Source organism: Bacteroides cellulosilyticus (genome assembly GCF_020091405.1).
Lineage (GTDB): Bacteria > Bacteroidota > Bacteroidia > Bacteroidales > Bacteroidaceae > Bacteroides.
On the sequence record NZ_CP081903.1, the window covers coordinates 1,914,663 to 1,939,195 of the forward strand.

Consider the following 24,533-nt stretch of genomic DNA (forward strand, 5'->3'; position numbering starts at 1 on the left):
TCTGTCGCAGATATTATTATATATAAGCGCTGTGAAACAAGATAAATATCGGAAAAGATAATAAAAGAAGCTAACTTAATTTTTAAACTTTAATCTAGTAAGATGATGAAATCAGTATTAGTAAGAAACAATCGGAGAGTCCTTGCCGGCCTGCTCGTTTGCACTGGTTTTATTTGCAATTATCCCTCTTCTGCCTTTGCGGAATCGGATAATTCTTCAGTGCAAATAACGACTCAAAGTACAACACCGCAGAAACGTACTTTGGTAGGAACTGTAGTTGACTCCTCTACCGGAGAGACTTTGATTGGTGTAAATGTGAAAGTGCAAGGTGAAGATGGAGGTACCATTACCGACATTGATGGTAAGTTTCAGATTTCCGTAACGAGTAAGACGGAACTGGTATTTTCTTATATCGGTTACAAAACGCAGACACTGATGGTAGGTGACTTGGGTGTAATGACCGTGAAGCTTGCATCGGACAATGAAATGTTGGATGAAGTAGTGATTGTAGGTCAGGGTACACAGAAAAAAGTATCTGTAACAGGTGCTATTGCTACCGTGAAAGGATCTACATTAAAGGCACCTTCTTCTTCATTGACCAGTTCACTTGCCGGAAAACTTGCCGGTGTGGTATCCATGGTGAACAGTGGTGAACCGGGTTCTACTTCAGAATTTTATATCCGTGGTATCAATACGTTCGGTGGTGTGGCTACTCCGTTGATTTTGTTGGATGGCATCGAAATTTCATCTGCCGATCTGAACCGTATCCCGGCAGAATCCATCGAAAGCTTTTCTTTATTGAAAGACGCTTCGGCAACTGCTATCTACGGTAACCGCGGTGCAAACGGTGTAATGCTGGTAACTACGAAGAAGGGGCAGGAGAATACGAAAGCTACTATCAATGTTTCATTGGAAGCTTCTTACTTCCGTCCGACAAATGTGCCGAAATTTGCTGATGGCGCTACCTATATGCGGGCTTACAATGAAGCGGAACAGGCCAGAAGTTTGACCCCGATCACCTCTCCCAAGTATAGTGAAGACCAGATTCTGAATACGGAATTGGGCACTAACCCTTATGCATATCCCGATGTAGACTGGTTCGATCAGATATTCCGTTCGGGTAATTATAACCAACGTGCTAATGTGAATGTATCGGGTGGTGGTTCGCGTGTAACTTACTATATGAGCCTCCAGGCTAACCATGATACAGGTCTCCTCGATGCACCGGATTACTTCTATAATCCCAATATCAACCAGTGGCAATATAATTTTCAGAACAACATTTCCTATAAACTGACCAATACCACTACCATTGATTTGCGCATGATGGCACAGATCGGTAATATGCAAGGTCCTAACTATAATATAGGCAATGACTTGTACAAGAGGGTTATGCGTACCAATCCGGTGGAATTTCCCGCTTATTTTCCACAGCAGGATGGGGATGACGGTTTCATTCGCTTTGGTGGTGCAGAGATTAAACCGGGCGTATTGGGAATAAATCCGTATGAATATATGATGAGTTCTTTCAAGGAAGTAAACTTCAATACCCTGAATACTTCATTGGCTTTGAATCAGGACTTGAGTGTTATTACCAAAGGATTGAGCCTGAAAGCACTGGTGAATTTTAAAAACTGGTCGGAAACTTCATATACCCGTAGTATCAAGTCTAATATATATAAGGTGAAAGATGGTTCCTATAATCCTGAAACCGGCGAATATGATTATCAGTTGTTGCAGACCGGAGATCAGTTCCTGAGCCAATCCGGCATTGGTCGTAATTCGGACCAGACTTTCTACTTCGATGCCCGTCTGGACTGGAAACGTAGTTTCGGTGATCACAACCTGACAGCAATGGCAATGTATATGATGCGTGAATATCGTAGCGATGTATTGCCGAACCGTAATCAAGGTTATTCCGGTCGTGTGACTTACGATTATGCCAGTAAATATCTGGTTGAGTTCAACTTTGGCTATAATGGTTCCGAACGCTTGGCTGCCGGTCATCGTTTTGAGTTCTTCCCGGCTGTGTCAGCAGGTTGGGTAGCAAGTTCTGAAAACTTCTGGGAGCCGATAAGCAAGTATATCAATCACTTCAAGATCAGAGGTTCTTACGGTTTGGTAGGTAGTGATGCCTTTGCCAGTGGAGCTCCACACTTCCTCTATCAGAATAATATTGGTATTGGCTCAGCACACAACTTCTGGACCGGACTTCCTACGAGTGAAATCAGCAAGAAAGGTCCCGGATTCTATGTATTAGCGGTGCAGGACGCAGGTTGGGAACATGTGAAGAAGTTCGATATCGGTTTCGACATGATGTTGTTTAACCAGCTGAACATTACATTCGACTATTTCCATGACAAACGTGAACGCATCCTGATGTCACGTGCTTCCTGGCCTTCTATGTTGGGATATTGGGGATCAAAACCCTGGAGTAATATTGGTGAAGTAGAAAACCAAGGTTTCGAGTTAAGCCTGAACTGGACGAAACAGTTTGGAAAAGACCTGACGTTAGATCTTCGCGGTAACTTTACCTACAATCAGAATGAATATAAATATGTGGATGAACCCAGTTATCCGTATGTTTGGCAAACCAATACCGGCAAACCGTTGAACACTGTTAAAGGTTATATTGCCGAGGGATTGTTCACAAGCGAAGAAGAAATTGCCAACTCACCGGACCAATCACAACTGGGTGCCAACATCATGCCGGGTGATATCAAATACCGTGATATAAACGGTGACGGACAAATTACTACTGAAGACCAGGTGATGATTTCATCTTATGACTGGCATCCCCGTATCCAGTATGGTTTCGGTTTGAATATTGTCTACAAGAACTTTGACTTAGGTGTGTTCTTCAATGGTTCGGCTAAACGTAAGATAATGATCAACAGTGGAATCGCTCCCTTCCTTTCTGGCGGTGGAGATGGTGAAGAAGGTGAAACACTGGCCCGAAATCTGATGCAGTGGATTGCAGACGACCATTGGTCAGTAGACAATCCGAATCCGAATGCAGCATATCCCCGTTTGGGTTTGACCAAAGCCGATGTTACCAATAACATTCAGCCCAGTACATTCTGGCTGCGCAACGGAAACTTCCTCCGCTTCAAGACGTTGGAAATTGGCTATCGACTGCCTTATTGCCGTATCTATCTCAGTGGCGATAACCTGGCGGTATTCAGCCCATTCAAATTATGGGATCCTGAATTGGCATGGAATGCTTATCCGTTGTCACGCACGTTCAATCTGGGCGTTCAATTTACATTCTAAGAAACAATCTAATACATTATTGAAGTATGAAACTAACATATAAAATATCCCGAATGGCGCAGGTATTGATAGCTTCCTGCTGCCTGGTATCATGCAATTATCTAGATGTCATTCCGCCTGCACAGGCTGATTTTAAAGACACCATGAAAGATGAAGAAGCTACATTGTCTTTCTTGTATACTTGCTATGGCGGTACTCCGCGTTCTACTCCTTATCATTATCATGCTTTTGAGCAGTCTGCTGATGAGATTATTCAGCCTTATGCTTACTCCAACTGGCAGCAACAAGTGGCGTGGGGAACTATTTCTCCGGCATATTCCAACGGTTGGGGAGGGGATGATATGAATATCTGGATTCCCAGTTATAACTGGTTAGGGTATGTACACCATTTCCTGAGCCTGATTGATGACTTGCAACCAGTGGGAGTTACGGCAGAAGATAAAGAAGAGTACAAAGGTGAATGTTATTTCCTGGAGGCTTATTATCATTTCCGTGTGCTTCAAGCTTTCGGTCCCTGTCCTATTATTCCTGAGAAAGTAGACCCGAATGTTACCAGTTCAGACCTTCCAGGACGTTCACACTTCGATTACTGTGTGAATTTTATCGTGGGCAAGCTGGATGATGCAGCCCGTGCACTTCCTGCAACACGTCCTAACAATGAATTGGGTCGTGCCACTTCTACTATGGCTAAGGCCTTGAAAGCCCGTATATTATTGTATGCCGCTTCTCCGTTGTGGAACGGTTCGTTCCCCAATCCGGAATGGAAGAATAAGAATTATGAGACAGACGGTTATGGTAACGAACTGGTAAGTTCCAGTTACGACCGCGAGAAATGGACACGTGCCCTTACTGCTTGTCAGGAAGCCTTGACTGCTGCTAAGGAAGCCGGTTATCAACTCTTTGACATTGAAACGGCAAACAAGAAAGCTGACCGTGACGGAATAGCTCTTCCTTTCATCCCGGGACGTGAAGAAGACACTGAGGAAAACCGTGAGTTCAAAGAACGTGTACGCATGTTCCAATATATGGTTACTGCCAATGAAGGCGATAATAACAAGGAACTGATTTGGGCACAACGTATTGAACTGGACGCTCAGAATGGCGGAGAAGGTACGGATTGTCGTTTGCCGAACAAAGTAGTGAAGAGAAGTAATGGAGTTTATGTAGGAGGTTGGGCAGCTATGGCACCGACGTTGTATTCTGTACAGCACTTCTATACTGAGAACGGTAAGTTGCCGGCACAGGACCCCAATTTCTATCCTGAGGAAGAATGGTATACCCGTTTCTATGAAGGCGCTCAAAGCCCTGCTCTGGCAACCAATAATCTGGACGGTGAAGATGTGAAGAATGACATTATCAAGATGCACGCTAAGCGTGAAGCCCGTTTCTATGCGTGGATTGTATTTGACGGTACTCAATACAGCTCGAAGATTAATAATGGCAATCCGTTGTGGATTAACCTGAAAAATACCAATACAAACGGATATAACACAAGTAATACCCGTAACTGTGCGGGAACCGGTTATCTGTCGAAGAAGTTCATTGATCCTAATATTTACTTTGGTGCCGATGGTACCCGTCAGCACACAGCTCCCCGGCGTCCGTTGATTCGTATGGCCGAACTTTACCTGAATCTGGCAGAATGCTATGCAGCGTTGGATAATGAGGGTGAAGCCCTTGCTAATCTGAATGAGATTCGTCGCCGTGCCGGTATTTCCGAACTGACTGGAAGTGATGTAACAGGCAGCATGACTCTGACTGACTGGGTGCGCAATGAACGGTTCGTTGAACTCTTCGAAGAGGGACATCGCTACTATGATCTGCGTCGTTGGGCAATTGCTCCTCAGATGTTGAAAGCCGGTATGCGCTACGGTCTGGATGGTCTTCGTGTGAATCCGAGTTTTGAGGACTTCAACAAACCGACCCTGGTTAACCAACCGTTCAAGTGGGATGACAAATTGTATTTGATGCCCGTTTGGTCAAGAAGTGACATGGATGAGCTTTACAGTAACCCTCAGTTAGTACAGGCACCCGGATATTAATCAATCTCTAATAACAAAGCTTTATGAAAATAAGAACAATATTGTTGATGGGTGGCCTGGTGCTACTGGGTGCCTGCAGCGAATCAAAATATGATTTGGACCAACTGGTACCGGAAGAGTACCATAAAATACTGTATGTGAATAATAGCGGTAAGCAGGATCTTACGTTGTATGATACGGATGAAGATAATAAGTATACTCTTTCCGTAGTTAAGTCCGGAAGTGATCCCAGTCTGACTGCCAGTGTCAAAGTCAGTGTGCTGACGCAAGCGGAACTTGACAAGGAATATAGCGAACCGGAAGGAACGAACTATAAGCTGATAGGTGAGAACTGTTATTCACTGGATGCAACCACGTTGGACTTTTCGTCTGCCGACCGGTATAAGCTGGTAAATATCTTCCTGAAACCTCAGAGTGTAAAAGCAGCTATGGAGACTGATCCGGAAGCCGTATGGGTATTACCTTTACAAGTAACCAGTGAAACAGACTCTATCAATGCCGAGAAGAATGAATTGTTCCTGAAACTGACAGGGGTGATTACACCTGCCATTGGTTTTGCCAATTCGGATGTAGAAGTGAAACAATTGGAGTATGGTTCTGTCTCTACATTTACGGAGAAAGTAAAATTCGGTCTTGATACAGATAATAAATGGGATTTGGAATGTCGATTTGTAGTTGATGAGGAATATATTGCAGAGTACAATGCAGATAATGGAACGAACTTCAAGGCTCTGCCTGAAGGAACTTATACTGTTCCGGAGATGATAACCCTTCCCAATGGCACTACGAATATGGAACTGGAAGTTACCATTAAAGGCGACCAGTTGGCAACGGGAGACTATATGCTGCCCGTTAAGATTGTGGAAGTTTCTCAGTTTGAGATATCTGAAGCAAAGGCTGTAGCTCCGCTGGCATTCCGCATCATGGGCCATAAGCTGAGTCGCACCGGATGGACGGCAGAAGCCGACACGGAAGAGTTGACGGGTGAAGGTGCCGGAAATGGTGTGGCCGGATGTGTGCTGGATGATAATCTTTCCACTTTCTGGCATTCTACCTGGCAGACCGGTAACAGAATTCCTCTCCCGTATGAGCTGATTATCGATACTAAGAAGGAATATACTTTCACTCAGCTTGCCTTGATGCAAAGACAGCATGATAGTAACAGAGATACGAAGGCCGGTGAATTCTATATTAGTTCTGATAAGGAGAACTGGACAAAGGTAGGAGCATTCAATATGCAACAGATACTCGAAGCTCAGACTTTTGCTGTGACTCCGACAAAGGGACGCTACATTAAGATAAAGATGACGGATAGCTTTAGAGACGGATATTGCTCTTTGTCAGAAGTCTATGCGTATGGCTTGGAATAAGCAGATTGCAATAACTGATTTATAACAATAGTGAAAGAGAGATAGGGACTCTTTTCCCTCGAAAGAGAGAAAGACGAACTATCTCTTTTTTATTCAGTAAAATAGAAAAGGATGAGATACAAAGTGTTATTACTGGTCTTTACAGTAGTATGTGCTTCGTGTGCACAGCGTGCGGACATAAATTACAGAATTGTTACCGAACAACCCTTGCAGGTGATGGAACATTTCGGTGCTTCGGATGCCTGGAGTATGCATGTTTTGGGAAAATGGCCCGAAGAGAAACAAAAACAGATAGCCGACTGGTTGTTCAGTACTGAAAACGACGCGAACGGGAAGCCCAAAGGTATCGGTCTTTCCCTGTGGCGGTTCAATCTGGGTGCAGGGAGCACGGAGCAGGGCGACGCCAGCCAGATTGGTTCTCCCTGGATGCGTACCGAATGTTTCTTGCAGCCGGACGGGAGTTATAACTGGGATAAACAGGAAGGTCAACGCAACTTCCTTCGGTTGGCGAAGGAACGCGGAGTCAGTAAATTCCTCGCTTTTCTGAATTCCCCTCCCGTTTATTTCACTCAAAACGGACTTGCCACTAATACCGGACGCGATGGTACACTCAATCTGAAGAATGAACACTATGAAGACTTTGCCCGTTTCCTGGCAAACGTGATAAAGGGAGTTGAAAAGAAAGATGGCATCAAGTTCGATTATCTTTCTCCCTTCAATGAACCGGATGGACACTGGAACTGGATCGGTCCCAAGCAGGAAGGCACTCCGGCTACAAAGAAAGAGATAGCCCGGGCCGTACGCCTTATCAGTAAAGAGTTTGTAAAGGAAGGTATTCATACGGGAATCACCATTTGTGAAGCATCAGATTACCGCTGCATGTTCGCTACCCATATGACCGACCATGAACGCGGATATGAGATACAATCTTTCTTCTGCCCTGATAGCGTGGATACTTATCTGGGCAATACCCCGAATGTGCTCCCTCTTATTTCAGGACATAGCTACTGGACTACTACCCCACTGAACATGCTGCGTGATTATCGCCTCCGGTTGCGGAATACGTTGGATACATACGGTGTGGACTTCTGGCAGTCCGAAACCTGTATCATGGGTAATGACGAGGAAATCGGTGGCGGACATGGATTTGACCGAACCATGAAGACCGCACTTTATGTGGCGCGTATCATTCACCACGACATCGTTTATGCAGGTGCTCGTAGTTGGCAATGGTGGCGTGCCATTGGCGGTGATTACAAAGACGGACTGATCCGTGAGTATACAGACTCCGATTTACAAGACGGCAGGGTGGAAGACTCCAAGCTGATGTGGATATTGGGGAACTACAGCCGCTTCATACGTCCGGGCGCTGTACGTATGTCTGTTGAAACTACTGATAAAGAAGGAAAAGCTATCCGGGATGGCGATACCGATCAGCAGGGATTAATGTGTTCTGCCTATCGGAATGCCAACGGGCAATGGGCAATGGTGGTCATCAACTATGCCGACCGGGAACAGGAATTCACTGTCGATGTAAACGATCCGAAGGTGCAGTCATGGCAAGGTTATCGTACGTCGGATGTAGCCGGAGAAGACCTTTTGCCTGTTGGAAAGCTGAAGAATAAAAAGGTAGCGGTGATCCCCGCCCGTTCGGTAACAACATTTGTTTCCGGAAACTGATGCATAATAAAACTTTAGTTATCAGTTCCGAAATTAGCTGAGAATTGCGATTATGAATTGAAATGTCCACCTATTTGATGTTTTTATATACCCTGTTCTTGGAAGATATAGTTTATTTTTGCATGTGGAACATTATATATCTAATACCGATAAATAAACAGGCTTATGAAAAAGATTTTTTTACCCTTCGCCGCGGTTGCTCTTTTGTTGAGTTCCTGCAAGGACGCTACGCCGAAGGAAGAACTTGTAATCAACCTACAAGAGAAAGGTGCTGAAGTTGCGCCATCCATGTATGGTATCTTCTTCGAAGAGATTAACCATGCGGGCGACGGTGGCTTGTATGCCGAACTGGTGAAGAACCGTAGTTTCGAGGAACTGGAAATGCCCGAAGGTTACTATGCCGAGGGTGATGTGCTGCATCCGAAGAAAGTGTGTAACCACATTTCGGGTGAAGTGAGAGAAGGAAGTTTCCGCTGGACTACCGAACCGGTGCCAGGCTGGACTCTGAACACAAAGGATGCTGCGGAAATGAAACTGACCAAGGAACAACCCAAGTTCTCCACGGCTCCGAACAATCTGAAGGTAACCATTAAAAATGCTTCAACTCCTGTTCGCCTGGTAAACGAAGGATACTGGGGGATGAATCTGGTGAAAGACAACTCTTATCAGTTGCGTACCATTATCCGCCCTGCTTCCGATTACAAGGGAAAAGTGACTGCCCTGTTACTGTCCGAGCAAGGTGAAGTGCTGGCTTCCGCTCCTGTTGATATAACTGCTGCCGGACAATGGAACGACCTGAACCTGGCAATGCAACCTACGGCAACTTCTGCCAAAGGAAAGCTTGCTTTGGAATTTGACGCTCCGGGTACAGTCTATGTAGATTATGTTTCCCTCTTCCCCGAAAAAACTTTCCGCGACCGTCCGAATGGACTGCGGAAAGATGTAGCTGAAATCTTGGAAGGATTGCACCCCGCCTTTGTACGCTGGCCCGGTGGCTGTGTGGTAGAAGGTATCTCGTTGGAGAACCGTTTTGAATGGAAGAAGTCTCTGGGCGATCCTGCCGCACGGTCGGGAGAATACAGTACCTGGGGCTATCGTTGTTCGTACGGTTTCGGCTATCACGAAATGTTGCAGTTCTGTGAAGATATCGATGCAAAGGCAATGTTCGTCTGCAACGTCGGTCTGGGTTGCCAGTATCGCATGGGAGACGCTTCACCGGAGAGTAAGATAGATTACTATCTGGACGATTGCATGGATGCCATCGAGTATGCTATCGGTGACGTGACTACCGAATGGGGTGCCAAGCGTGCCGAACAGGGCCATCCCGAACCTTTCCCGTTGCAATACGTGGAGATTGGTAATGAGAACTGGGGCGATGAGTATGACAAACGTTTCGATATCTTCTATACAGCTATCAAAGCGAAATATCCCGAGTTGATCCTGATTTCCAATCACGGTTTGGGTGGAACGGGTAAGATTGCCAAAACGGATATGATCGACCCGCACTGGTACGTGAATCCGGAATTCTTCTTCCAGAACACGACTGTCTTTGATAACCATCCGCGTGGAAAATACGATGTCTATGTAGGTGAATATGCTTGTAACGCCAATGTAGGCGGTGGAAATATGCGTGCCGCCCTCTCGGAAGCCGCCTTTATCTCCGGTATGGAGCGCAACGGCGATCTGGTGAAGATGACTTCGTATGCCCCGCTTCTGGAGAACCGGAACGACCGTTCATGGGCTGTCAACCTCATTTGGCTGGATACGGACCAGGTATTGGGGCGCAGTTCTTACTATGTACAACAGATGGCGGCTGAAAACCGTCCGACCTACAATGTAAAGAGCAATATGACTATGAGTACTCCACGGATAGCCGATTATAATGAAGGACGTTTCGGCTTCGGCTCCTGGCATACACAAGTTGAATTCAAGGACGTGAAACTGACCGGAGCAGATGGAGCGCCCATTGATATTGATCTTAACAAGGCGGTGAAGAAAGAAGGCGAATGGAGTCTGGATAACGGTCTGCTGAAGCAAACATCTCTGAGAGAACCTGCGAAATACATTGTCGATGGCTTCAATGGCAACCAGTTTACACTGGAGTTCAAGGTTCGCAAAGAAGGCGGTAACGAAGGTTTCTTCCTCTATTTCGGCTTGTCGGAAGACAGTAACAAAGGCTTTGTGTATAACGTTGCCGGATGGAACAATGGAACGACGGCTGTAGAAGAAGTCACGGGCGGACGCACTTCCGGTGTGGCAGGCGACCGGGTACCTCAGAGCCTCGAAACCGATAAATGGTACGACGCGAAACTGGTGGTTACTCCTCAGAAGAGCGAACTCTTTATGGATGGCAAACTGATATTGGCCCATGCCCCGGAGACGACTCCGCTTCAGTTCTTCTCTTCCGGTTATGATGAAGCAACTGGTGAGGTGATCGTGAAAGTAGTGAACTCAGAGGCTCAGCCCTATCCGTTACGGATCAAACTGGATGGAGTGGACGACGTGGAAAAGACCGGTAAAGTGATTTCTCTGTCCGCAGCCAGTGACATGGATGAGAACTCGTTTGAAGAACCAATGAAGATCTCTCCGAAGGAAAGCGAATACAAAGGCTTTGGAAAGAGCTTCGATTATACCTTCCCGCCATTCTCATATACTATATTGAGAGTGAAGGCGAAATGATAAGTATAGAGGCGCTTTTGATGCAATACGTCATCAAAAGCGCCTTTTTTTTGACTTATGCCGTTTGCTGAAAGCCTGAAATAGAATTGTACCGCAGAATGGAATGCATATACATGCGGCAGATTTGCATGATTTCTTATCCTTATGCAAGCTTTATGCAATGAGTATAGTTTTTGGACAGATCATACAGGTATTCCGGATGAACGGAACAAGTATTCTTGTTGAGCATAACAAGCATTCCGGACGAGCGGAGCATGCATTCTTGTTGAATGGAACGTCTATTCTTCTGAAACGGAGCATCTATTCCGGACAAAACGGACCGGCTTTCAACATAACAGGATTGTCCGTATTTTTGTATCATTCTATTAGTTAAGCAGATGCGATTTTTCTTTTGTATATTTCCGATGTACTTGTACTTCGGGGCTAAAGAAATGATTCTCGATGGCTTAGGAATGCAAAATGTCACAATGTAACTTCGTATTCCGGACGGTTCATCTGCCGGATAGGTTTTGTTTTTTAAGCCCGGTTTTGTCCGGTTATGAATGAAAAGGCTTATATTTGCATTGCCGTACCTTTTTTAATTTAATACACTTGACGGTCAATGACAATAGATCTGAATTTTTTTAATAAGTTCTTTATTGACTATCAGCAGCGCTTCGTTCACTTTGCCTGTACCTATGTGCACGATGAAGCCGTTGCCGAAGACTTTGTCATTGAGTCCATGATGTATTACTGGGAAAATAAAGACCGCTTGCCTGCCGATACCAATATTCCGGCTTATGTACTGACCACTATCAAACATAAATGCATTGACCATCTGCGTCACCAGCAAATCCGACAGGACGTTTCGGATGAAATCTCCCAAATCTATGCCTGGGAGCTGTCCGGCAGAATCGTTACATTGGAAGACTTTGAACCTTATGAGGTCTTTACGGCAGAGATACAGGAGATTGTTGATAGGACTCTGGATAGCCTGCCCGAACAAACCAGACGTATTTTTAGGATGAGCCGTTATGAGAATAAGTCTCATAAAGAAATTGCTGCTTTACTGGAAATGACAACCAAAGGCGTAGAGTTTCATATCTCTAAGTCTACCAGGGAGTTACGCTTGGCCCTGAAAGATTACCTGCCCGTCTCTTTACTCTTTTTCTACCTCAACTGAAAAAAGTTTGTTTTTCTACTAGGGAATATTTCCCGTGGTTCGCTATTACTATAGATACACAAATAAAAGTATGTATGGATAAAGACTTATTATATCGTTTTTTTGAAGGTCGTGCTTCCGTAGAAGAAATGAGATTAGTGAAAGAATGGTCGGAAGCCTCCGAGGAGAACAGCAAGCTGTTACGCCGGGAGCGCAAGCTGTTCAATGCCATCATTCTTTCGGGGCGCCTCGAACCATCTGACGGCCAAACTACACTCAGGAAGAAAAGAAACCATTTCGTCAGAGAGCTTCTGAAGATAGCTTCTGTTGTCGCGATAACGGTAGGCATAACGGCTGCATTGTTTTCAATAGGAGAAGATAAGGAGGATATGAATGTAGCCATGCAAACTATTACCGTGCCGGCCGGCCAGCGTGTGAACCTCGATTTACCCGATGGTTCAAACGTCTGGCTGAATGCCGGGACGACGATGAAGTATCCTGTTTCGTTCATGAAAGGCAAACGCGAAGTGATACTGAACGGAGAGGCTTATTTTGAGGTGGCACACAATGAGAAATCCCCGTTCGTGGTGCGGACACATGCTATGGATATAGAAGTGCTGGGCACAAAGTTCAATGTGGAGGCTTATTCGAAGAAAGCGGTATTTGAAGCATCGTTGATGCAAGGAAAAATCAGGGTGAAGTCGCCTCATAATGAAAAGACGGCTGTGGTACTCCTTCCCAATTATAAAACAACTCTGAAAGATGGCAGGTTGGTAGTGAGCAAGATTGATGATTACAATGTGTATCGTTGGAAGGAAGGTCTGTACTGCTTTAAGAGCAAGCGGTTCACCCAGATCATGGAAGATTTGGAAAGATATTATGACCTGAAAATCCAGGTGGATAAGAAGAGCATAGAAAGTGTGGCACTGACCGGAAAGTTCCGTATATCCGACGGATTGGACTATGCATTGCGTGTTTTGCAGAAGGATGTAGCCTTTACTTACCGGAGAGATAAAGATAATGACGTCATTTATATAAAGTAAATCGTAATATTAACCGGATTAAAACAAGAGATTAGCCTATGGAACAATACTGATGGAAAACAAGAAAGCCGATAGATGTTTGCCCCATCCACCGGCCCTGATTAACACAATTCAATTTATAAATCGTATTAATAACTCATTTACAAAGATATGAAAAACATTCCTTTGTCGGATATTTATTGCCCTAAAAATCCGCAATTAACATTATTATTTAGAATTATGAGAATATCAATATTCTTTTTGTTCTTCTGTGCTTTTAGCCTGATGGCGAAGAATAGTCACTCACAAAATGCACGGGTGACAATCAATCGAACCAATGTACAACTTGAATCTATACTGAATGAAATAGAGTCTCAGACGGATTATCTGTTCATTTATAAAGAAGATGTAAACGTAGAGGCGCGCAAAAGTATCCGGGCGGATAATGCAAAGGTATCGGAAGTACTGAATACATTGCTGGCAAACTCTCCTATCCGCTATAAGATGGAGGGAAATCATATCATCCTGACCAGACAGGCAGTGGCTGATGCACGTCAGGCCGGCGTAACGGGTGTGGTTACCGATGAATCGGGAGAACCTCTGATTGGGGTTACCGTTCTGGTGAAAGGTGGCAGCCAAGGCAGTGTGACAGACCTTGAAGGTAAGTTTACGCTGGTTGCCAATGTGGGCGATGTACTTCAGTTTAGCTATATAGGATATGTTTCACAGGAAGTGAAGCTGAAGGATCTGAAACTGTTGCGTGTGGTTCTGCGTGAAGATGCCAATTTACTGGACGAAGTCGTTGTAATCGGCTATGGCAGTATGAAAAAGAAAGACCTGACAGGGGCCATTACCCATGTGCAGGCTGAAAAGATGGCGAAAGAGAAACCGGCTACCATGCAGGATTTATTGCGTAGCGCGGCACCGGGACTGAACGTGGATCTGTCCAACGATGCCAAAGGCGGTGGTAATATGTTAGTGCGTGGACGTCGCTCTCTGAAGGGTGGAACCGGACCGTTGATTGTTCTGAACGGTATGATCTTTCAAGGTGATCTTTCTGAGATAAATCCGGTGGATATAGAGTCTGTAGACGTCTTGAAAGACGCATCATCGGCAGCCGTTTACGGAGCAAAGTCGGCTAACGGTGTGGTACTTGTTACTACCAAGAAAGGAACGGAGGAGAAACCGACTATCCGGTTCGATGCAAGCGTGGGTTTTGTGACCATGGGGGCTAACCGGGAGGTGTATAGTGCAGATGAGTATTTGCAATATCGTGCAGATTATGCGGCAAGCAGCAACGGGTTTGGAAATCAAGGCTATTACGTTAAGCCTACGGCCGAAAACCTGAATAAGTATAATCTTACCGAAGCGCAATGGCGTAGCTATGATGCCATAGGACAGGGTTCCACGAATATGGAAGACATCTGGTTGCAACGCATCGGTCTGGGAGAGATAGAGCGCGAAAACTATTATGCGGGTAGAACATACGACTGGTATGATGCCTCTTTTCAAACCGGATTGAGACAGGACTACAATGTAAGTCTGTCCGGTAAGACGTCCAACCTGAATTATTACTGGTCTTTAGGTTATCTGGACAGCGAAGGATTGGTGGTAGGAGACCGGTTTAAGAACTATCGTACCAATTTACGACTGGATGGAAAGATAGGTAACTTCATGGAGGCAGGTGTCAATCTGAATTTGCAGAGCCGGGAAGAAGGCTTCCAGGCGGTGAGTTGGGAAGGACAGATCGCTAATTCTCCTTACTCTACTCCATATTATAGCGACGGCATGCTGAACCCCTGGCCTATGGGAGAAAAAAATCAGGTAACGGGTGTGAACAGCCTTTACAATAACTCCATGTCATCCAAAGACGCAGGTACCCAGAATGTGACGGCGAATTTCTATGCTAAATTAAAACTGCCTTTCAACATTTCATATCAGTTCAACTTTGCACCCCGGTATAGTTGGAACCATTCAAGATACTGGAACAGTTCGCAAAGCGTCTTTGATAAAGACAACGGAGTTGCAGGCAGATCGACGGCCCGTTCCGTAGATTGGACACTGGACAATATGGTGAAGTGGAACTATACTTTCGCCAAGAAACATAATATAGACTTGACCTTGCTTCAGAGTGCCGAGAAATATGAAGTATGGGAAGAGTCAATGGTAGCTTCCGACTTTACCCCTTCGGATGTACTGGAATGGCATAACATGAAGACTGCGGGTAACAAAGAAATCAGTGCCAATGATACGAAACATACGGGTGCCGCATTGATGGCCCGTTTATTCTACTCTTATGACAACCGCTATATGCTGACCGCATCTGTTCGTCGCGACGGTTTCTCAGCTTTCGGTGCTTCCAATCCCTGGGCTACATTCCCCGCCATAGCCGTGGCATGGAGTTTCACGAATGAAAAGTTCTTCAAGTGGGAGCCAATGAGTAGCGGTAAGCTGCGTTTGTCCTGGGGTAAGAATGGAAACCGGGATATCGGTATTTACCAAGCTTTGTCCCAATTGTATGGAGGTACGGCCGGCAAATATACTTATGTTACCCCACAAGGGAGTTTGTATGAAGTGTCTTCATTGCAGATTGCAAGAATGTCCAATACGGATTTGAAATGGGAAACTACCACATCCTGGAATGTCGGTCTGGATTTCGGTTTCTTAAATGACCGTATCAATGGTAGCATTGAATGGTATCATATGCCTACAACGGACTTGCTGGTAGACAGAAGCTTGCCGAATTTCACTGGTTATACAAATATCGTAACCAATCTGGGACAGGTTAATAATGAAGGGTTTGAATTCTCATTGAATACGGTTAATATCCGCAATAAGAACTTTACCTGGTCTTCTACATTCGGGCTTTCACACAACAAGAATACGATTAAGCATTTGTATTACCGTTACGAAGATGTATTGAACGAGGCCGGAGAAGTGGTAGGAAGTAAAGAAGTGGACGATGTGAACAGGGGCTGGTTTGTAGGGAAAGATATTTCGGCCATCTGGGACCATGAATTCATCGGCATCTGGCAGGAAGATGAAGCGGAAGAAGCTGCAAAGTACGGGCAGCAACCGGGTGATGCAAAAGTCAGGGATGTGAATGGAGATTATAAGATTACCCAGGAGGATAAGGTCTTCTTAGGTCAGGAAACACCTAAGTTCAGATGGTCGTTCAGAAATGAATTTACTTTGTTCCGGAATTGGGATATTTCTCTTAATCTTTATTCTCAGATGGGACATAAGCAAAGTACAACGGAATATCTGAACTTCTTTGATAATCTGGGTGATTATTCGAATACCTATAAGCGCGAATACTGGACTCCTGAGAACAAATCAAATTCGTATGCCCGTCTGAAGTCGACACGTCCTTCGAATATCAACCCCAAGAAGGTGATAAACAAAGGCTTTATCCGTCTGGAGAATATTTCTGTTTCCTACAGGGTACCCCAACAGTTTGCACGGAAACTGATGGCTAAAGAGATCAGCATATACGGAACTGTCAGGAACGTGGCTGTCTGGGCCTTTGACAAAGAGTGGGATTATTGGGACCCGGAAACAAAGGGACTTCTCCCCAGAACATTTACTTTCGGTGCAAGTATAACATTTTAATTAAATAACTATCATGAAAACAAATCTAATAAAAGCCATATATCTGACCTTCGGGTTATCTTCATTAGCATTAACGGGATGTTCGGACAGTTGGCTGAAACCGGAACCATTATCATTTTATGAACCCAGTGTGACGTTATCCACCAAAGAAGGGTTGGAAGCTGCACTCACTACCTGCCACAGACAGATGCGTTATTATTATATGGAGGATAACGGACCTGCATTGGCTACGGAAATGATATTCTCGGATGTGGCTGTAACGGCTGTATCCGACTTTAGCGGGTGCCAGGACATCCTTTCGAATGTGACTCCTATTTCTGAGAACAATTGGTTCGGTACGAATATGATTAATTGGTTCTGGAATATGGGTACGCAAGGTATCAGCTTTGCCAATGTGGTGATTTCGCGCATTTCCGAGTTGGATTTGGACCAGACCACTAAAGAACAGATGTTATCCAGTGCTTATTTCCAGCGTGCCTGGCGTTACTATCATCTGATTTTCCAGTTTGGTGATATCCCCTTCCTGTCGAAAGAAGTCACGACTCCGAAGCTCGACTTTCGTTCCACAAAGATGGAAGTGGTTATCGAGCAAATGATTAAAGACCTGGAATATGCCGTAGGGCATATCCCTGATCAGGTTGATTATGGTAAAGAAAACAAGGGAGCCTGCCGGATGCTGCTTATTAAGTATTACATGGCAGCCGGAGATTTTGACAAGGCGCTTGAACAGGCCAATGCCCTTATTGATGCTTCCGGATATGAACTGATGGAAAACACATTTGGCAAGTGGGAGAATCCCTATCCGGAACATCATCCGGTGACGCGCAATGTGATCTGGGATTTGCATAGACCGGTAAATAAGGCAGATGCGTCCAATAAGGAGACCATCATGCTCATGGTGAACAGATATGATAATTCAGAAAGCCGGCTCAATACGAATTACCTGTATAATATGACTCCGTTCTGGTCGCAAACAGATGTGAACAGAGGTATCCTGGTGCCCAGTAAGTCGCAGTCCGGTATGACGAGACAGTCTGCTACGGCGGGTATGCTGGCACAATATCCTGACTTTTTAGATTGCAGGGCGATCTATGGACGTGGTGAAGCGTTTTCAAGACCTACTTATCATGCGGAAAAATCCATGTGGGGGGATAAGAATGATCTCCGACACAGCCGGGAAGCCGGTAACTGGTTCGTGATGGAGGATCTGAAATATAATGATCCTAAATTATTGGGTACGGACGATGCTGTCTATTATCTGAAACCTATACAGAAGTATGCGGATGACGGCACGCTATTGTGCAAGGATACCATTCGTTGCTGGTTCGATTATCCGTATTATAAATTATGGGTAGAAGATACGGCGAGGGAAGTAGCCAATGGATATTCGGGTACGGACTACGTTGGAGGTTCGGGCGATTGGTATGTATATCGTCTTGCGGAAGCTTATCTGCTGAGGGCGGAGGCTTACTACTGGAAGAAGGAATATGCGAAAGCTGCCGCTGATGTAAATAAGATCAGAGAACGTGCCGGATGTACGGATTTGTTCGATGCCGGCAAACTTAATGGATTGGACGGGCTGGACGTGATTATGGATGAAAGGGCCCGTGAACTGATGTATGAAGAGTTCAGGCATGTGGAACTTGTACGTGTTTCGTTTATAAAAGAGAATCAGGAAGGGAATTACACCTCTCCGAAAGACCTTGCAGACGAAAGTAGTAACAGTTATTGGTGGCACAGAATCACGGAATATAATAACTATTACAATAAGGGTGTGAAAACGCTTCATAATGATGAATACAAAATAGGGAAGTACAATATATTCTGGCCTATACCGCAGACCGCCATTGATGCGAACTTGTATGGCCGGGTAAATCAGAACTATGGGTATTCCGGTTATGAGCTGAATGAAACCCCTATTGCTTCACAAGAAGAGCAAATAGCATCCGGTCAGTAATAAAATGAGTGTCTCATAATGAAGAGATTGGGCAAGTTTATTATCTTTGCTTGCCTAATCTCCTTTATAACCCCAAAAACATCACGTATGAAAAGATGTAGAATTCACATTTTATCTGTTTTGCTTATCTGTCTTTCCTGCCCTGCTCTGTTGTATGCGGCTACGGAACATTCTGTATCTATTGAAAAGCTTAAAGTGGAATATGCCGAAATGCCATTGGGTATAGATGTGGAAAAGCCCCGCTTCAGTTGGCAGATGGTAATGCAGAATACCGAAAGGGGGTATTCGCAGAAAGCCTATCAGATAACGGTGACTGACGAAGCGGGACAAACGGTATGGGACAGCGGAAGAGTGTCGAGTGACCTGTCGCTGAACATTGAATATGCCGGTGCTCCCCTGCAACCCACTACCTGCTATTTCTGGACGGTAAACGTATGGAACCAGAAGGGTGAGCAATCTTCCTCGACCTCTTGGTTTGAAACGGGACTAATGAGTAAAGCCAATCCGTATGAGGGATGGAGTGATGCGAAGTGGATAGGTGGCGGAGATGAAGACATGGTGCTCTATTCCCACTATCTTCCGGTGTTCAGGCTGAACGTTGCACTCCGGTTGGATAAAGAGACAAAGAGTACTCGTGCAGGCTTTGTCTACGGAGCGAATGATAAGCGCCTGATGAATAAGAATCTGTATCAGTTACAGAACGGGAAAGATGAGTCTTACATAAAAATAGAACTGGACTTGGATTCGCTTGCTTCGGGTAAAGAGGCGATGTTGAATGTATATCGTGTAGGATACCATCCGAACGACCGGAAAGATGTTCCTTTCAAGAGCTTTCCCATCCCCCTGGCATTGATTAATGAAAGTAATAAGTATGACCTGCATACGGTGAACCTTACTTCTGATCTGGGTTTTACAAGATTCTACGTGGATAATGCTGAAGAGCTTGGTTGGATAAATCTGAATCCGTTGGGGCAGGGAGGTGATTTCATCGCTTTCCCGGTAGTGGGCGACATTGGCTTTGATGTTCCCGCCGGGCAATCCGTTACTTTCCCGAAGATGGAGATTGCCAACTTCAGAAGTCCTTCGAACGTGATTGCTACTTGCCGGGAAGGAAATAGCCGGATAGTCGGCGGAGCTTCCGGCGTTCTTGCTATATTTACTCCCGAAGGAAACTCCGCACCGATGCTTCGTACGGTCTTCTCTTCTCCCGATGCGGAGATTGTAAAAGCCCGCCTGTATGTTACTTCACGTGGCATTTATGAGGTCTATCTCAATGGTGAGCGTGTAGGGGATGATTATTTTAATCCCGGAGTTACCCAGTATAACAAAACTCATCTGTACCAGACGTTTGATGTGACAAAGTACGTCCATTCCGGCAGAAATGCCCTGGGTGCTTTGCTGGCAGAAGGCTGGTGGAGCGGTGGCGCTACTTTTACGGGAGATAACTGGAACTTCTTCGGTGACCGCCAGTCTTTATTGGCAAAATTGGTTATCACGTATGCGGACGGTAGGACCAATGTTGTGGTGACCGATCCTTTGTCCTGGCAGTATTTCGGCAAAGGCCCCGTTGCTTACGGCAGTTTCTTTCAGGGCGAAGTGTATGATGCTTTAAGGGAACCGGCAGTGGAAGGCTGGAGCACGGCATCTTATGATGCATCTGCCTGGAAACCGGTTCATGAGGTTGCTTTGAAAGGACATATCAGTACGGCGGGAAATCCGAATATGCCGTGGGTGAACGATTATTCCGGTTTTGAACTTATCGGGCAATTCGGCCAGACGGTGAAACAAATCAATGAACTGACGGCTCTTTCAGTAGAAGAAGTCCGCCCCGGTGTGTTTGTGTACGACATGGGGCAGAATATGGTAGGAGTCCCCCGTATCAGTTTGTCGGGCATGCAGCCCGGAACGGAAATCACTCTGCGCTTTGCGGAAGTGAAATATCCCGATTTGCCGGAATACGAGGGAAACATCGGCATGATTATGCTGGAGAATATCCGTGCCGCTATGGCTCAGGATATTTATATCGCCAAAGGCGGGCAGGAAACCATCTCTCCCCGTTTCACCTATCATGGCTACCGCTTTATAGAGATAACGGGTATTGACAAACCCTTGCCTGTGGAATCCGTGAAAGGGATAGTGCTAAGCTCTATACACGAACTGGCTTCTCACTACGAAACTTCCAATGCACGGGTGAACCAGCTGTGGAAGAATATCACCTGGTCTTCTTACGGCAACTTCCTTTCCATTCCTACGGACTGTCCGCAACGCAATGAGCGCTTGGGGTGGAGTGGGGATATCTCCGTCTTCTCCCGTACCGCCACTTATTTGGCGGATGTACCGCAGTTCCTGCGCCGTCATATGCGTGCCATGCGCGATGTGCAGCGGACGGACGGACGCTTCCCGGATATCGCCCCATTAGGTGGTGGTTTCGGTGGTATACTGTGGGGCAGTGCCGGAATTACGGTTCCCTGGGAGTGCTACCAGCAATACGGAGATACCGCACTGCTGAGCGAGCACTACACTGCCATGAAGCGCTATATTCAATATATCATTGACCAAACGATTGAGACGGAAACCAATCTGATCGTGCAGACCCGTTCATGGGGTGACCTGTGTGACTGGTTAGGATTGGAGGATGAGAAGAATGATAAGTCCCTGGTATGGGAAGCCTATTTCATCCACGACCTGGAATTGATGACAAAGATAGCGGCGGCTTTGGGTAAGACGTCCGATGCCGCATGGTTCCGCAACTTGCATGCCGCCCGGAGGGATTTCTTCAATAAGACTTATATAGAGCCGGAAAGCGGAAAAACGATATTCTCCGCTTTCATCCCTGACAAGAAGGGGCAACCTGTCGATATACAGACTTCGTATGTGCTTCCATTGGCTTTCGGCATTATCGATGAAGAGAACCGTAATAAGGTGATTGCTAATCTTGCGGAGACAGTCAGACGGGAGAATACCACTGATAGAGGCCGCCTGTGTCCTTCTTACTCTCTTATGACCGGTTTCATCGGTACGGCATGGATCAGTAAGGCTTTATCCGATTACGGGCTGAACGATCTGGCTTACAGGCTGCTTCAACAGACTGATTATCCTTCGTGGCTTTATTCCGTGGAACAGGGAGCGACTACCATTTGGGAACGTCTGAACTCTTACACTCACACGGATGGTTTCGGTGGTAACAATCGCATGAACTCTTTCAATCATTATTCTTTTGGTGCCGTAGGTGCCTGGATGTACAATTATTCTTTAGGAATACAGCGTGATGAGGCTTATCCCGGTTTCAAACAGTTCATTCTGAAGCCGATGCCCGATCCGACCGGAAAGATGAAGTATGCCCGGGGATATTATGATTCGATGTACGGACGTATTGAGAGTGGTTGGAGAGAGGAAAGAGGCATGATTCGTTATACTTTCACGGTGCCCGGAAATACTACGGCTACGCTGTATCTGCCGGCTGCATCGTTGAGAGATGTCCGCGAAGGGGAAAAACTGATCCGGAAATGCAAAGGAATAGAATATATTGGTGAAGGAAGCGGGCAGGTAGTCTTGAAGCTTCTTCCCGGTAGCTATTCGTTCGAGGTAAAGAAGGAACACCTGATGGCGGGGAAGAAGGGAAAGAAGAGGAAATAGGTATGGAAATGGAGTCTCACCACAGAGTAACAAAGAGTTTCACGGAGTTAAAATTAGAGAAATAAAACTCCGTGAAACTCTTTGTTACTCTGTGGTGAAAGGCTCTACATCTTCTCTATCCTTATCGCCGCTCCACCGCCTCGCGCGAGAGGTAATTTCAACACCGTATCCGCATTCACTTCTTGTTGTATGATGTTTACCGGATAAGGGTTTGTCTTATAGTCCGCCTTATCACCATCCAGATAAAGAGTTGCTTTATAAGTGGTGTGGTCATCCAGAAAGTCCAGAGGCAGTTCCATGTTCCGTGTCTTCCGGTTGGTGATACAGCCTACAAACCAATCTTCGCTATTCCGGTCCTTACGGGCGATGGTCACGTACTCACCTATTTTTGCATCAGGTATCACCGTCTTTGCCCACGTGGTGGGGCAGGATGTAATGAATGAGAACTCCGGTCTTCCTTCATAGTTCTCTATCATATCCGATGCCATTTGAAGCGGGCTGAACAGAATTACACTCAGTGCCAGTTGCTTGGCAATCGTGGTCTGTACCTGTGTGCCGGGAAAGACGGGGTTGCTGAAGTTGAACGTTCCCGGCGTGAAGTCCATCGGCCCGGCAAGTCCGCGAGTGAAGGGGATGATGCAGGTATGTTCGGGCGGATTACCTCCGTCGGCTGACCAGGCATCATATTCCTGTCCGCGTACTCCTTCCTGGGTCATCAGGTTGGGGTAGGTACGTTGCAGACCGCTGGGCATGGCCGGTTCGTGGTTGTCCACCATGATACCGTAGCGGGCAGCCGTCTCTATAACTTTGCGGTAGTGGCGTACACCATATTGGCTGTGTTGCAGTTCCTTGCCGTCAAGCTGTGGGTTGACATATCCCGTCTTTACGGCATTGATACCGAGTGAACGATACAGGGCGTAAGCACTGTCTAGTTGCTGCTCGTAGTTGGTGGCCGCGCCGCCGGTTTCGTTATGAGCTATCAGGCGCACACCTTTCTCACGGGCATACTCGGCCAGTTTCTTCAGGTCATAGTCCGGATAGGGGCGGGTGAAGCTGAATTTATCTCCTTCAACCGTCCAGTCACCGTCCCAGCCGTAGTTCCAGCCTTCCACCAGTACACCGCTGAATCCGTTCCGGGCGGCAAAGTCTATGTGACGCATGGTGTTCCGGGTAGTAGCACCATGTTTGGGACCTTGTGCCCAAGTGTATTTCTCCATGTGCATACCCCACCAGATGCCGATGTAACGGCCCGGTTCTATCCACGACGTATCTTCCAGCTTGCAGGGTTCGTTCAGGTTCAGCATCAGGCGGGAGAGGATAAGGTCGCCCGGTTTTTTACCTACGATAATCGTCCGCCAGGGGCTGGCGAAAGGCACGGTGGCAAATACCTTCTCACCCGTAGACCACGGAGTGAGTGCTGCACGCAGCGTGGTAGGGATTTCCGAGTCCGGCGTCAGGTTCAGACTGGCATAGTCGGCCAGGTTCGCTTCGTGCAGAACGATGTAAAGGCTGTCATTGGCTTCTATCGTCACCGGTGTGGAAACCGTGTCCTTGCTGCTGACGGGAGAAGATTCATACAGTGCCTCGTAGTATTTGGTTCCGTTTGTCGGGATACTCCAGGTGGGGGCGTCCCATGGCAGGTTGAATTCTGTTTGCTCGTCCAGGATGACGAATTGTTTCAGACTTTTCTGTTCGGGAAATACGTAGCGGAAGCCCACTCCGTCGTCGAACGCTCTGAAGACGATGGAAAGCCGGCGGTGAAGGTTGCTCTTCTCTTCCAGTTCCAGTGTCAGTTCGTTGTAGTGATTCCGCACTTCCACTTCTTCACCCCAAGGTTGTTTCCAGGTTTCATCCAGTGAGTCATGCCTAACGTTGAGGATGCGGAAATTCCCGTCGAAGTTCCCTCCCTCCAGTTTAAAGCCGAGGAAAGATTGGTTGATGACGGGTTCTGTTCCCCGCTTCACGGTGTAGTAAGGCCTTCCGTTCTCCAGTCCGGCAGTCAGGCGGATTTGCCCGTCGGGTGATTGGAGGAGGGACGGTTTATCCGTAGTGCATGCGCCGAAGGCGAGGCATAGCCATGTGGCTAATAATGTATATAACAGGTCTGTTCTCATATTCATC

At 46.2% G+C, this 24,533-nt stretch carries 12 protein-coding genes; 11 read left to right on the forward strand and 1 reads right to left on the reverse strand.

The window, feature by feature from the left end:
• Nucleotides 1–105 precede the first annotated feature (105 nt).
• The 11 genes from K6V21_RS06595 (at nucleotide 106) to K6V21_RS06645 (ending at nucleotide 22,412) form a co-directional block, all read left to right on the forward strand.
• Complete coding sequence (locus tag K6V21_RS06595) at nucleotides 106–3,273, forward strand: SusC/RagA family TonB-linked outer membrane protein (RefSeq protein ID WP_224322006.1); 3,168 nt, start codon at nucleotides 106–108, stop codon at nucleotides 3,271–3,273.
• Between the two features lie 26 nt (nucleotides 3,274–3,299).
• Nucleotides 3,300–5,315 carry a RagB/SusD family nutrient uptake outer membrane protein gene (locus K6V21_RS06600; protein ID WP_224321290.1) on the forward strand — a complete coding sequence of 672 codons (2,016 nt, stop codon included), beginning with the start codon at nucleotides 3,300–3,302 and terminating at the stop codon, nucleotides 5,313–5,315.
• Between the two features lie 23 nt (nucleotides 5,316–5,338).
• Nucleotides 5,339–6,685, forward strand: a complete 1,347-nt coding sequence (locus K6V21_RS06605; protein WP_217713057.1) for a BT_3987 domain-containing protein — start codon at nucleotides 5,339–5,341, stop codon at nucleotides 6,683–6,685.
• A 111-nt stretch (nucleotides 6,686–6,796) separates the two neighbouring features.
• On the forward strand, nucleotides 6,797–8,365 hold the full coding sequence (locus tag K6V21_RS06610; RefSeq protein ID WP_217713056.1) for a glycoside hydrolase: 1,569 nt from the start codon (nucleotides 6,797–6,799) through the stop codon (nucleotides 8,363–8,365).
• Between the two features lie 165 nt (nucleotides 8,366–8,530).
• On the forward strand, nucleotides 8,531–11,044 hold the full coding sequence (locus tag K6V21_RS06615) for an alpha-L-arabinofuranosidase C-terminal domain-containing protein (protein WP_224321291.1): 2,514 nt from the start codon (nucleotides 8,531–8,533) through the stop codon (nucleotides 11,042–11,044).
• A gap of 160 nt (nucleotides 11,045–11,204) precedes the next feature.
• Nucleotides 11,205–11,417 carry a hypothetical protein gene (locus K6V21_RS06620; protein WP_217713054.1) on the forward strand — a complete coding sequence of 71 codons (213 nt, stop codon included), beginning with the start codon at nucleotides 11,205–11,207 and terminating at the stop codon, nucleotides 11,415–11,417.
• A gap of 228 nt (nucleotides 11,418–11,645) precedes the next feature.
• On the forward strand, nucleotides 11,646–12,206 hold the full coding sequence (locus K6V21_RS06625; protein ID WP_224321292.1) for an RNA polymerase sigma-70 factor: 561 nt from the start codon (nucleotides 11,646–11,648) through the stop codon (nucleotides 12,204–12,206).
• 74 nt (nucleotides 12,207–12,280) lie between these two features.
• Entirely contained in the window at nucleotides 12,281–13,228 is a 948-nt protein-coding gene (locus tag K6V21_RS06630) for a FecR family protein (RefSeq protein ID WP_217713050.1), read from the forward strand.
• Nucleotides 13,229–13,447: 219 nt separating this feature from the next.
• Nucleotides 13,448–16,819 (forward strand): TonB-dependent receptor, encoded by a 3,372-nt coding sequence (locus K6V21_RS06635; RefSeq protein WP_224321293.1) that lies wholly within the window; start codon nucleotides 13,448–13,450, stop codon nucleotides 16,817–16,819.
• Nucleotides 16,820–16,832: 13 nt separating this feature from the next.
• Complete coding sequence (locus tag K6V21_RS06640) at nucleotides 16,833–18,776, forward strand: RagB/SusD family nutrient uptake outer membrane protein (protein WP_044263097.1); 1,944 nt, start codon at nucleotides 16,833–16,835, stop codon at nucleotides 18,774–18,776.
• 87 nt (nucleotides 18,777–18,863) lie between these two features.
• Nucleotides 18,864–22,412 carry an alpha-L-rhamnosidase gene (locus tag K6V21_RS06645; RefSeq protein WP_224321294.1) on the forward strand — a complete coding sequence of 1,183 codons (3,549 nt, stop codon included), beginning with the start codon at nucleotides 18,864–18,866 and terminating at the stop codon, nucleotides 22,410–22,412.
• 104 nt (nucleotides 22,413–22,516) lie between these two features.
• Here the strand turns inward: K6V21_RS06645 and K6V21_RS06650 are convergent, their stop codons facing one another.
• Nucleotides 22,517–24,526 (reverse strand): glycoside hydrolase family 97 protein, encoded by a 2,010-nt coding sequence (locus tag K6V21_RS06650; protein ID WP_224321295.1) that lies wholly within the window; start codon nucleotides 24,524–24,526, stop codon nucleotides 22,517–22,519.
• Nucleotides 24,527–24,533 lie beyond the last annotated feature (7 nt).

Bases quoted from the DNA above. Each gene is read 5' to 3' on its own strand.
- K6V21_RS06620 (WP_217713054.1), top strand. From the start codon at position 11,205: ATGAGTATAGTTTTTGGACAGATCATACAGGTATTCCGGATGAACGGA.
- K6V21_RS06640 (WP_044263097.1), top strand. From the start codon at position 16,833: ATGAAAACAAATCTAATAAAAGCCATATATCTGACCTTCGGGTTATCT.
- K6V21_RS06595 (WP_224322006.1), top strand. From the start codon at position 106: ATGAAATCAGTATTAGTAAGAAACAATCGGAGAGTCCTTGCCGGCCTG.
- K6V21_RS06605 (WP_217713057.1), top strand. From the start codon at position 5,339: ATGAAAATAAGAACAATATTGTTGATGGGTGGCCTGGTGCTACTGGGT.
- K6V21_RS06625 (WP_224321292.1), top strand. From the start codon at position 11,646: ATGACAATAGATCTGAATTTTTTTAATAAGTTCTTTATTGACTATCAG.
- K6V21_RS06610 (WP_217713056.1), top strand. From the start codon at position 6,797: ATGAGATACAAAGTGTTATTACTGGTCTTTACAGTAGTATGTGCTTCG.
- K6V21_RS06635 (WP_224321293.1), top strand. From the start codon at position 13,448: ATGAGAATATCAATATTCTTTTTGTTCTTCTGTGCTTTTAGCCTGATG.
- K6V21_RS06630 (WP_217713050.1), top strand. From the start codon at position 12,281: ATGGATAAAGACTTATTATATCGTTTTTTTGAAGGTCGTGCTTCCGTA.
- K6V21_RS06600 (WP_224321290.1), top strand. From the start codon at position 3,300: ATGAAACTAACATATAAAATATCCCGAATGGCGCAGGTATTGATAGCT.
- K6V21_RS06645 (WP_224321294.1), top strand. From the start codon at position 18,864: ATGAAAAGATGTAGAATTCACATTTTATCTGTTTTGCTTATCTGTCTT.
- K6V21_RS06615 (WP_224321291.1), top strand. From the start codon at position 8,531: ATGAAAAAGATTTTTTTACCCTTCGCCGCGGTTGCTCTTTTGTTGAGT.
- K6V21_RS06650 (WP_224321295.1), bottom strand. From the start codon at position 24,526: ATGAGAACAGACCTGTTATATACATTATTAGCCACATGGCTATGCCTC.